Origin of the sequence: Aquabacter sediminis, from assembly GCF_028863665.1 — a bacterium.
In the GTDB taxonomy this organism is placed as follows: domain Bacteria; phylum Pseudomonadota; class Alphaproteobacteria; order Rhizobiales; family Xanthobacteraceae; genus L1I39.
In genome coordinates, this window is record NZ_JARBFX010000020.1 from 17,029 (window position 1) to 28,634 (window position 11,606).

The following is an 11,606-nucleotide window of genomic DNA, read 5'->3' on the forward strand; positions in this document are numbered from 1 at the left end:
AAAATTGAGATGGGCCAGGAGGACTCAATGGATCTCGTCCAACTCAGATACTTCATGCGTGTGGTGGAACTGCGCAGCGTCACCAAGGCGGCGGCCGCGTTATGCGTGGCGCAGTCGGCGGTAACCCGACAGATCAGGCTGCTCGAGGCCGAACTCGGGGTCGATCTGTTCTACCGCCACAGCCGCGGCACGGATCCGACCGACGCTGGAAGACGCCTGTTCGAGGGGGCGGAGGCTGTCTTCCATGTCCTCACGCATACGAAGGCTGATGTCATCGCGACAAGCGCCGATGTTTCGGGCAGGTTAAGGGTCGGCTTTCCTCCCTCCCTCGGAGACCTGATCGGCCTCGACACCGTCATTGCCTTCCGCGCGGCCCATGGGAATGTCGCGGTGAGCCTCGTTGAGGGATACAGTCAGGATCTTAGCGAAAAGCTGCTCCAGGACGACCTCGACCTCGCGCTCATCACCGGGCTTGATCAGAACCCGATGATCGCGAAGATCCATATCTGCGATGAGTTGCTCTGGCTGGTGCAGGCGCCGGAGGCGGCGGGACAGGTCCGCGGCCGGAAAGAAGTCGCAGTGCGCGATCTCGCGGGCATCCCGCTCGTCCAGCCGGGGCAGAGCAATACGACCCGCCGGCTTCTTGACGCGACAGCCGCCTCCCATGGCATCCGCCTTGATGTGGTGATCGAGGTCGAATCCATCGACGTCATGAAGAAGCTCGTCGCTCGCGGCGTGGGAAGCACCGTTTCGCCTTACTCCGGCGTGCATCGAGAGATCGCGGGCTGCGAATTGCTGGGCGCGCCGGTCGAAGGGCTCGCCATATCACGCCACCTCGCCCATCGCGCAGACAGGGCACCATCGCGCGCGTTGTTGCTGTTCCGCCAGCTCCTCTTGGAGCATCTTGGCGCCGCGAGCAGGGCGGCGAGCGGCAACATCACGATGGCGACGACCGCTCGATAGAGGTGCGACCAGCCGCGCGTTCAATAGGATGCAAGATCGCTAGAGCATGCGCCGATCTGAGCGCACCGCAGGCTGATCGGACCCCGCATTCTCCATCAATGAGTTAGAGCGCGATTCACCGATCAGATTGATTCAACCTGATGATCGCGCTCTAGCAAGCGGAGGACCATGTCTCCCGCCGCCAGTCCGAAACCGCGAATGGACTCGCGCCTGCCAGACCGGCACAAACGACGGCGCCGAAGCGCGTATCCCCAGCGGGCGTAGGGACCACCTTGTGGCCGAAGCCCTGCAGCGCTGCGCGCGCAGGATGGTCGCTTTCCACCAGCAGCCGACCGTCCTCGCTCCGCCAGCGCGGTCCGTCGATGGCTGCCGGCAGCCCCTGCCCTTCCTCGAAGACCCGCATGAGGATCTGGAGGAGAGTCTGCACCTGCCCGTCGGCGCCGGGGGTCGCGAGCGCGAAGCAGGCGTCCTGCCCCTCCACCAGGATGGGTGCGAGCGTATGAACCGGGAGCGCCGACGGCCGGGCATGGTTGGGCGCGGCGGTGAACCCCACCGCCCGGTTGTTCAGCACGAAGCCGCCCTCGGGCACATGAATGGCGGAGCCGAAATCGTCGAAGACCGAGACGAGCGACGAGACCACCATGCCCTGCGCATCGGCCGTGGCCACGCCGGCAGTATGCAGATAGCTCCGCGGCCCTCCTCGCAGACTTGCCTTCGAGAGATCGATCGGCATCGGCTCGGACAAGAGAGCCGGTCCCTCGCCGGCACGGTCTCGGAAGGCGAAAGCCGCCTGCGTGAGCTCAATCAGGGCATGTTCGCGCGTCCCGGCGGGCGGTGCCAAACCCGCGTAGGCCTTGAGGGCCATCAGCAGGAGGATACCCTGCGACATGGGCGGCTGCACGTGGACGCGAACGCCATTGCAGTCCAGCGACAACGGACGGGTGACAACGCTGTCATGGGCAGCCAGATCGCCGACGGCAAGGGTGCCGCGTCGGGCCTGAACGGTGGAGGTCATCGCCCGCGCCAAGGGACCTTGATAGAACCACTCGGCACCGTGCATACCGATGCCATGCAAGGTTGCGGCAAGCACAGGCTGGCAAAGGCGGGCGCCTTCTACTGTATTGAAATACGGCCAACTTTCGGCACCGCCCCGCATGAGGCGCGCCTTCTGGGTGGCGACCGCACGAACCGTTTCAGCCCGCACCGGGCCGCCGGATGCTGCGAGGCGCTGGGCGGGTGCGAGCGAGCGGGCGAGCGGAAGCGCCCCGAAGAGGCGCGCAACATTGGACCAGCCCATAACCAGCCCCGGAACGGTCACGCTGCTTCCGTCGTCGCCGATCGGCCCCTCCAGACCTGCGGGGGCGGCGCCAGCGGCATTCACGGCCGTTATGGAACCGTCCGGAGACCGCACGAGAAAGAAGCCGTCGCCGCCGAGCCCGGCGGCTTCCGGCATGAGCACGGCGATGACCGCCTGCGCAGCAATAGACGCATCCGCGGCATTTCCGCCTTCCGCCAGCACCTCCAGCGCGGCGGAGTTGGCCAGCGGGTGAGCGGTTGAAACGGCGGCTCGCGCGCCTCTCAGCGCGGGGCGGATGTGGGAGGAATAGGAATCCGGCAGTAGGGTCAAAGTCGCATCCCTCCCGGTCAGGCGGCGGCGGAGCGCAATGCAAGGGTGGAGGCCCGATCAACAGCCAGCGGGGTGCCGGCAATGATGACACCATAGTCTCGCCGTGCACCTTCCACGGTTACAAGCCCATCGATCACGTCGGCCAGGACCGCCTCGGGATCGCGCTCCAAAGCAGGCCCGAAGCCGCCGCCGCCCGCCATAACATGGCGGAACAGGTCGCCGGCATCCAGCGGCACCGGGGCGGTGAACAGCATGGGCAGCGTGCGGGCGTTGCTACCGGGATTGAGCACGCTTGAGCAGGGCGCACCCTTCTCGCCGCCCTCGAGGCCGTGGGGCGGGAAATCCTGCTTGTCGGCACGCACCGAGAGCGAAAGGCCGGTGGCGAGGGTGCGATACTCGCGCACGAGGCCGAGGCCACCCCGCTGGCGCCCGGGTCCCGCGGTGTCGGCCACGTAGCCATAGCGCTCGATGCGGATCGGGTATTCCGCCTCGATCATCTCGATGGGCACGTTGGACTGGTTGGAGCACATGTGCGGAACACCGGACTGACCGTCGTGGCCCTGCGCCGCGCCCCACGTGCCCATGACGCATTCGGAGAATACGAACGGCTCGCCATCCCGCCAGCCGGCGATGGTCGGCAAGGTCGAGCCGCCGGCCCCGTCCGCCGTGACCCGCTCCGGCACCGCCTGGGCCAGGGCACCGAACAGGCAGTCGGCGATGCGGTAGCCGGTGATGCCCCGCGCGCCGCAGGGCGCGGGGTGGGTGGCATTGACCAGCGTTCCAGCCGGCGCGACGACATGGATGGCACGGGTGAAGCCGTGGCAATTGGGCACGTCCTCGCTCATCACCGAGCGCAGCGCGGCGTAAACGTTCGACTTGAGGAACGAGAGCGGCGCATTGATGCCCCCCTTCACCTGTTCCGCCGTGCCGGTCCAATCGGTGGTCACGTCGCTGCCGGAGATGGTGACGGTCACCTTCAGCACGATGGGTGCGGGGTTTTCACCGAGGCCGTCGATCCTGTCCTCGAAGCTGTAGACCCCGTCGGGCATCGCCTCGATCTGGAGCCGGGCGAGAGCCTCGGCGTAATCGTGCAGCGCCTCGATGTAGCGCCGCACGGTGGCGGACCCGTAGCGGGCGAAGAGTTCGCCATAGCCGCGAATTCCGGCGCGGCAGGCGGCGATCTGCGCCTTCAGGTCGCCGATCACCTTCTCCGGCACCCGGACATTGGCCCGCACGATGTCGAGAATTGCGCCGTTCTCCGCGCCAGCATCCCAGAGCTTGAGGAACGGAAGCCGCAGTCCCTCCTGGTAGATCTCCGTGGCGCCGATGGAATTGCTGCCGGCCACGATCCCCCCGACATCGGCATGGTGGGCGATGGTGGTGGCGAAGCCTTCCAACATCCCGTCATGAAAAATGGGGGCGATGATGTAGATATCCGGCAGATGCTGGCCCGAGGCGAGATAGGGGTCGTTGCCGATATAGAGGTCGCCCTCCCGGATCCGCCCCTCAAACTGGCCGATCAGATGGCGCATGGCATCATAGAAGCTGCCGAGGTGCATGGGCGTGGTCAGCCCCTGCCCCACGATGCGCCCTTCGGCGTCGCAGATGGCGGTCGAGTAATCCATGGAATCGCGCACGATCATGGAGTGCGCCGAGCGCATCAGGATGAGCGCCATCTCGTCGGCGACGGTGCTGAAACCGTTGCGGATGATCTCGAGGAGCAGGGAATCGATGCTGTCGTCCATTGTTGCCCTCACCCGACCGAGATGACCACGTTGCCATGCCCGTCGAGACGGGCAGCGCAATCCGGCGGCACCACGGAAGTGCCTTCATATTCCTCAATCACGAGGGGACCCTGACGCGCCTCCGCCGTGAGATCGGCGCGTCCGATCACCGCCGTGTCGTGCCGGCCGAGCGCGCCGAAGAAGACCGGCCGCCGGCTCTCGGGCATGCGTGGCGCACGCGCCATCAGCCCATCGGCATCGAGCATCGGCGGGCACGCCGGCGGCACACTCGCCGTTACGCGCAAGGCGACGATCTCCTTGGGATGCTCGGGCGGCAGGCGGTGGCCATAGGTCGCCTCATGCTCGGCATCGAATGTCCGAGCGATCCGGTCGAAGCCCAGCGACTCTGCGTGCTGCGGCACCTCTACGGAAAGCTCGAACGCCTGGCCGGCATAGCGAACGTCGATCCGCCGTTGGGAGACCACTTGGTCCCGCCCGACTTTCAGCTCGGCGACGGCGGCGGCCTCCAGCTCCCTGAAGATGCCGTCCACCTCCTCCCCCGGTGCGGTCGCGAGACGACGCAGATAGCCGCGCGACAGCGCCAGCTCCAGATCCGCGAACAGCAACCCCACCGCGCTGAACACACCCGCCGCGGGCGGCACGACCACCGTGCGGATGCCGAGGGCACGCGCGAGATCCGCGGCATAGAGCCCACCCCCGCCGCCGAAGGCGAACAGGGCGAAGTCGCGCGGGTCGCGCCCGCGATAGGTGGTCACGGCCTTGACCGCGCGCATCATCGTAGTGGCCGCCAGTTGCACGACGCCGTAAGCCAGTTCCTCGACGTCGCGTCCGTTCGCGACCGATGCGAGTGCCGCGCGGGCAGCGGCGGCATCGATGGCAACGGTGCCGCCGGCGATGGCCGTGGGATTGAGATAGCCAAGAACCACATTGGCGTCGGTGACGGTGGGCGCGGTGCCGCCACGGCCATAGCAAGCCGGCCCCGGCCAGGCGCCTGCACTGTGCGGCCCCACCTTCAGATGGCCGGTCGCATCCCGCCAGATCAGCGACCCGCCGCCGGCGCCAACCTCGGAGACGTCGATCACCGGCAGCTTGAGGGCATATCCGCCCCCCTTCACCAGCCGGCTGGAGAGGGAGATGCCGCCCCCGACCTCGTATTCGTCCGTGGAAACGTGACGCCCCTTCTCGATCACGGCGGCCTTGGCGGTGGTCCCACCCATGTCGAGGGTGATGATGTCCCGATAGCCTGACAGCGCCCCCAGCCGGGCCGCGCCGATCACCCCTGCGGCGGGACCGCTCTCGACCACCTGCGCCGGCTTTGCGATTACCGACGCAATGTCGAGCAGGCCGCCGCTCGACTGCATCATCCGCAGCGGCGCGGCGATGCCCTCGCCGGCGAGCTGCCGACCCAGCGAGGCGAGATAGGCCTCCACCGGCGGCCCCACATAGGCATTGATGACGGTGGTGCTGGTGCGCTCGTACTCGCGCACCTCGGGCAGAACATCCACGGAGAGGGTAATGAAGCGTCCGGGCAGCAGGGCACGCAGAAGTTCGCCGGCGCGGCGCTCGTGGGCCGGATTGGTGAAGGCATTCAGGAAGCACACCGCCACCGCCTCGATACCCGCCGTGGCGATGGCGGCGGCGATGGCGTCGAACGCCGTCTCGTCAAGGGGGGTGACCACGCTGCCGTCCGCCGCAATGCGCTCGCGCACCTCGAAACGGTGGCGGCGCGGCACCAGGGGCTGTGGCTTTTGGTAAAGCGGTTCATAGAGGCGCGGCACGCGGATGCGCCGCAGTTCCAGCACGTCGCGGAAACCCTCGGTGGTGATGAGTGCCGTCCGGGCGCCCTTGCCCTCCAAGATGGCGTTCGTGGCCACGGTCGAGGCGTGGAGGAATTCGGCAATCGCCGAGGCAGGTAGGCGCTCCCGCGCGAGGATCTGGCGGCAGCCGTCGAGGATGCCCAGCGCGTAATCGTGCGGCGTGGAAGGTACCTTGGCGGTGGCCAGCGCGCCCGCGTCGGAGAGCAGCGCAACGTCGGTGAAGGTGCCGCCGATGTCGGCGGCGAGGCGAAAGCCGGTCATGGAATGCTCTTCGGAACAGGATGCGATTGTGTCAGGGCTGAAGCAGGTTGGGCAGCCACAGGACGATGGCGGGCCAGACCGTCAGCACCGTGAGGCAAGCGAGCATGAGCAGGCCGAACGGTGCCGACGCCTTGGCAACGCGCGACAGGGGCTGTCCCGTAAGGCCCTGCAGCACGAACAGGTTGAAGCCCACCGGAGGGGTAATCTGCCCCAGCTCCACCATGATGACGAGGAACACGCCGAACCACAGCGGATCGAACCCGGCCGCGGTGACGAGCGGAAGCACCACTGGCATGGTCATGACCGTGATGGAGACGCCGTCCAGGAAGCACCCAAGCACCAGGTAAAGGATGCCGATGGCGATGATGAGCTGATAGGGCCCGAGCCCGCTCTGCTGCACCACATGAGCGAGGTCTGTGGGTACGTGCAGATAGGCGAGTGTCGTGGACAGCAGCGAGGCAGAGATCATGATGGACAGGATCATGCAGGAGCTGCGCGCCGCCGCGAGGGCCGACTCTGTGACCAGCGCCAGCGACAATTGCCGTGTCAGCGCTGCGATGGCGAAGGTCGCGCCGACCCCCACGGCGGCCGCCTCGGTCGGGGTCGCGATGCCGGTATAGATCGACCCCATAACGATCATGATCAGGAGCAGCACCGGCCAGAGCCCCAGCACCGCGCGCACCGCCTCGGCGAGGGTGAGACGAGTCTCGTCGGCGGGGGAGAGGGCGGGATCAAGCCAGCACCGCACCGCGATGAAGCAGGAGAAGACGCCGGCGATGAAGAAGCCGGGCACGAAGCCTGCGATGAACAGCTTGGCGATGGAGACCTCGGCAATAACGCCATAGACGATCATCACGATGGAGGGCGGGATCAAGAGGCCAAGGCTGCCCGCGGCCGCAAGCGAGCCGATGGTGAGATCGGTGTCGTAGCCCCGCTGGGCGAGCGCCTTGGTGGTGATCTTGCCCACCGTGGCGGCCGTGGCGGCGCTCGATCCGCAGACGGCGCCGAACAGGGTGCACCCGGAGACATTGGTGTGCAGCAGGCGGCCCGGAACGCGGTTGGCAAGGGGCGACAGGCCGCGGAACAACCGCTCGGCCACATCGGTGCGGAACACGATCTCACCCATCCAGATGAACAGGGGAAGGGCCGACAATTCCCACCCCGTCGAGCTGCGGAAGACGGCGGTCTTGGCCAGCGCGGCGATGCGGTCGATGGGAAAGTCGAGCAGCAGGACGAGGCTGCTGACGCTGACGAGCAGGATGCCAGCGAAGATCCAGACGCCCGCCCCGAGGAAAGCGAGGACCAGCAGGAACACGGCGAAGCTGAGGCTGTAGGCGCCCATGAGGATGCTCCCCGGCGGTGCGGGCCGGACTATTCGGACGTGACGTCGGCGACCGTAATTGTCGCGGCGGAATCGACGGCAAGGCGCAGCGCATAGGCCGCGAGCTGCAGGGCGAGGAGACCGAGCCCGAAGGTGAAGATGGCCTCGGGAATCCAGAGCGGCACCTCCAGCAGCCCGGTGCTGACGCTGTGCTCCCTGAAGCTGCGCAGGGCGGACTGGCCGAAGGCGCGTGTCAGCAGCAGGATCGGGATCAGCGCGAGGAGCGCGCACCCGATCTCCGCGGCCCGCCGCCCCGCCGGCGGGAGGCGGGCGAGCACCAGCTGGACGCGGATCATCTCGCCGCGCCGAAGAGTGGCGGCCATGGCGAGCACCGTCATGGCCCCGACGCCATATCCGACCACCTCGTCCACGGCATAGGTGGAGGTGGCGAACACGTTGCGCAGGACGATTTCCAGGAGGATATGCCCGGTCGCCACGGCGAGCATCACGGCCGCGACCGCAAGGGCCGCCGTGCCCAGCGCCCCGGCAATCCGGTCGAGCAGGCGCGCGGCGGCGATCATTGGTGCCCCACCTTCTGGGCGAAGGTGTCGAGGATCGACTTTCCAGCGGCGCGGGTCTTGTCCAGCCACTCCTTGATGGCGGGCTCGCGAGCCTTGGCCAGCGCATCCATGAAGGCGGGCGGCGCATCCTTGACGATTTCCGTCTTGTTCTCCCGCAGCACTTCGTAATTCTTGGCTTCCCAGGTGCGCACGGCGGCCCAGTCCCGCGCCTCCGCCGCCGCCGCGGCGGCGCTCACTGCCTTCTGCTGCTCGGGCGAGAGCTTGCCGAAGGCATCGGCACTGACGGCCGTGATATTGAGTGGGAAGGCATAGCCGAGATCGTTGAACACCGGCGTGAATTCCCAGAGTTTCAGCGAGCGCCCGCCATCCGCGGAGGTGAGGACGGCGGCGAGGTTGCCGGTGCCGAGCTGGGGCACCACGTCGCTGAAGCTGACCTGCAGCGGCGCGGCCCCGAGATTCTTGAACGTGATCGTCCCGTTCACGTCATACGTGCGGATCTTCAGCCCCTTGAGATCGTCGACGGAGCGCAGAGGCTTCTTTGCCCAGATGCCGGTGGGCGGAAAGGGCGATGAATAGAGCAGCTTCTGCCCGTTCCGCGTCAGCGCCGCCTCATAAGCGGGACGAGCCACGTCATAGAGCACCTTCGCCTCGTCCAGATTGCGCGCCAGAAAGGGCAGCGACGAGAGGAGGAAAACCGGCTCCTGCCCAGAGAAGGCCCCGGCGAGACTCTGGGCGAGCGGCAGGACGCCGTCGCGCACCGCGTTGAGGTGGTCCTTGTTCTTGAAGCCCAGCGCGCCGCCATGGTGCACGGTGATGACCACCTGGCCGCCTGTTGCCTTGGCCACGTCCTCGGCGAATGCGGTCGCGCCCTCCCCCGGCAGGGAATTGGCGCGATCCTCCATGGACATGTCCCATTTCACCTGCGCCACGGCCGGCGCGGCGGCGAGGACGAGGGTACAAAGGGCGGCGGCGAGCGTTTGGCGGCGGCGGGCGCCGCGAGATGTCACGGGCATCATGTCAGTTCCCTTTCTGGTGTGTCCCGCAAGCGGGCATCATTGGCGGAAGGATGCGAGCTTGTGCTCGTCTATGGTAATGCCGAGACCGGGCCCCTCTGGCGGGCGTATGCCGCCCGCCGCATAGGGAAAGGCCTCGACGATAATGTCGTCGTCGAAATAGGCGCCCCCGACCCGGCAGGGATGCTTGCCCTTAGGAGCTGAAATCGGGATGACGGCCGGCAGCGTCACCGCTGGGCGCGACAAGGCGAAATGCACATTGGCGGCATTGCCCACACCGGATTCGATCGAGCCGTTAACGTCGCAGGCGAGCCCCGCCGCCTCGGCAATGGCGGCAACGGCTCCCGCCGCGCGCAGGCCGCCGGCCTTGGCAAGGTAGATGGAAATGCAATCCGCCGCGCGGGCCTGGACGAGATCCAGAGCATCACGGGGTGTCCAGCAGCTTTCGTCGGCCACCACGGGAATGGAGGTTCCCCCGGTCACCGCAGCCATGTGGGTGAGGCCGCACACCGGCTGCTCCACGAACGAGAGTTCGTCGGCCGCGAACCTGGAGAGCACGGCAAGGGCGGCCTTGGAATTGGCATAGCCCTGGTTCGCGTCCAGGCGCAGCAACATCTTGGGGCCGAGGCGCGCCCGCAGGGCCTGAACGAGAGCAACGTCGCGCTCGGCATTCTCGCCACCCTTGATCTGCAACGCTCGGATGCCGTCCGCCGCGGCTGCCTCCGCCTCCGCGATGGCATCCTCATGCGGCATCAGCCCCACCATGTGGGCCACCTGAACCCGCGCACGCACCTCTCCCCCCAGAAGGCGGTAGACCGGCTGGCCAAGGGCTTTGCCCCAGATGTCGTGAAGGGCCATCTCGACCGCGCACTTGGCGTAGGTGTGGCCTACAACCACGCGCTCCATGGCGGCCGCTGCTTCGGCAATGTTGCAGGGGTCGCGGCCGACAAGAGCGGGGGTCAGTTGACTCTCCACGATGGCGCGGACGGTCTCGCGGGTCTCGCCCGCACGGCGGCCAAAGTCGCCGCCCCAGTCCGGTAGCGGGACCGCTTCGCCGTGGCCGGTGACGCCGGTGTCGGTGGTGACGCGAACGAGCACGAAATGCCCCAGCCCCTGCAACAGGCCGTTCCAGCGGAACTCCCGCCGCACCGGAAGAGAGAACGGGATGGCTTCGATGCCGGAAATCTTCATGTGGCGCTTCTTCGTGTTCGCGATCTTGGCTCACAGGAAAATTCGGAAAATAATTTCTTTCAAGCAAAAAATTAGCGAAAAGTGTTCCGGGTTGCATTTTGAGCAAAATGCGTAAAATGTGGGCGAGTGGTGTCCCGCATCCGCGGGGGACCATTTCGAACGCGTGCGTCGGGTTCGCATCGATGTTGAAGGCTCTGAGGGAGAGTGGGGAGACGGATCGTGGCGCAGGCTTTCGAGGACGCCGGGGAGCACATCGGTCAGCATCTCAGACGGACACGCAAGGACCGCAAGCTTACGCTGACTGCGGTTGGCCAGATGACCGGTGTTTCGGCATCCGCCTTGTCGAAGATCGAGAACGGACTGGTCTCGCCGTCCTTCGACATCATTAAGCGCATTTGCGACGGTCTGGGGTTGCCAATCGAGGAGCTGGTCGCGCCCGGCGCTCCGCATGAGCCGACGCAGGTTCTCGGCCGCAAGACAACAACCCGCCGTGGGGATGGTGCGCGATTCACCAGCGGCCAATACGACTATCGCGCCCACGCCACCGAACTGTCGCGCAAGGGGATGGTGCCGTTGGAGATGGTCGTGCGGGCCCGCTCGGTCGATGAATTCGACCATTGGAGCCGGCACAATGGCGAGGAATTCGTCTATGTCCTGTCCGGCGCGATCGACGTGCACACCGAATTCTACGCGCCCTTCCGCCTCGAAGCGGGCGAGAGCGCCTATTTTGATAGCTCGATGGCTCACCTCTACGTTTCGGTGACCGACGAAGACGCGCGCGTGCTTTCGATCTCTTACGACCCGGAACAAGGGAAGCGCCACCTCTCAGCGTTCATGAACGCCTCTGCCCGACCCGTTGTCGCGATCGATCGACGGCAAACGCGAAAAAAGGCCACAGCCTAGCGAGCGTGGCATTGCCATCATTCCAGGCGTTGGCTTGGGCGAGCCACGGGACCTCTGCGCGCCATGTGCCGACCTTCGCAAATGCATGTTGAAGGTCCGGTATGGGGCCGAGGCTGTGTGAGAACTCTGCGCGGCTGATCGGTCAAGCTGCCTTTTCCAATTCGCGCGTCGGCTCCGGTCATCC

9 protein-coding genes are annotated in these 11,606 nt (G+C 66.6%); 2 read left to right on the forward strand and 7 right to left on the reverse strand.

The window, feature by feature from the left end; translation table 11 throughout:
• The first annotated feature begins 27 nt into the window (after positions 1–27).
• On the forward strand, positions 28–963 hold the full coding sequence (locus PV781_RS23445) for a LysR family transcriptional regulator (protein ID WP_274778043.1): 936 nt from the start codon (positions 28–30) through the stop codon (positions 961–963).
• Between the two features lie 151 nt (positions 964–1,114).
• Here PV781_RS23445 and PV781_RS23450 read toward each other — a convergent pair whose 3' ends face one another.
• Genes PV781_RS23450 through PV781_RS23480 form a run of 7 tightly spaced genes read right to left on the reverse strand, consistent with a single transcriptional unit; the run spans position 1,115 to position 10,519 of the window.
• Positions 1,115–2,590, reverse strand: coding sequence for a gamma-glutamyltransferase (locus PV781_RS23450; RefSeq protein ID WP_489667333.1), 1,476 nt, complete (start codon positions 2,588–2,590; stop codon positions 1,115–1,117).
• Between the two features lie 17 nt (positions 2,591–2,607).
• Positions 2,608–4,335: a hydantoinase B/oxoprolinase family protein gene (locus PV781_RS23455; RefSeq protein WP_274778045.1), complete on the reverse strand. Its 1,728-nt coding sequence runs from the start codon at positions 4,333–4,335 to the stop codon at positions 2,608–2,610.
• A gap of 8 nt (positions 4,336–4,343) precedes the next feature.
• On the reverse strand, positions 4,344–6,413 hold the full coding sequence (locus PV781_RS23460; protein ID WP_274778046.1) for a hydantoinase/oxoprolinase family protein: 2,070 nt from the start codon (positions 6,411–6,413) through the stop codon (positions 4,344–4,346).
• 31 nt (positions 6,414–6,444) lie between these two features.
• Positions 6,445–7,755 carry a TRAP transporter large permease gene (locus PV781_RS23465; protein ID WP_274778047.1) on the reverse strand — a complete coding sequence of 437 codons (1,311 nt, stop codon included), beginning with the start codon at positions 7,753–7,755 and terminating at the stop codon, positions 6,445–6,447.
• Positions 7,756–7,784: 29 nt separating this feature from the next.
• A complete protein-coding gene (locus PV781_RS23470; protein ID WP_274778048.1) occupies positions 7,785–8,315 on the reverse strand; it encodes a TRAP transporter small permease subunit in 531 nt (176 codons plus the stop codon).
• Positions 8,312–9,331, reverse strand: coding sequence for a TRAP transporter substrate-binding protein (locus PV781_RS23475; protein ID WP_274778049.1), 1,020 nt, complete (start codon positions 9,329–9,331; stop codon positions 8,312–8,314). Before PV781_RS23475 ends, PV781_RS23470 begins: the two co-directional genes overlap by 4 nt.
• A gap of 36 nt (positions 9,332–9,367) precedes the next feature.
• Entirely contained in the window at positions 9,368–10,519 is a 1,152-nt protein-coding gene (locus PV781_RS23480; protein WP_274778050.1) for a mandelate racemase/muconate lactonizing enzyme family protein, read from the reverse strand.
• A 219-nt stretch (positions 10,520–10,738) separates the two neighbouring features.
• On the opposite strand from PV781_RS23480, the gene PV781_RS23485 reads away from it, so the two are divergent.
• Entirely contained in the window at positions 10,739–11,422 is a 684-nt protein-coding gene (locus PV781_RS23485; protein ID WP_274778051.1) for a helix-turn-helix domain-containing protein, read from the forward strand.
• Positions 11,423–11,606 lie beyond the last annotated feature (184 nt).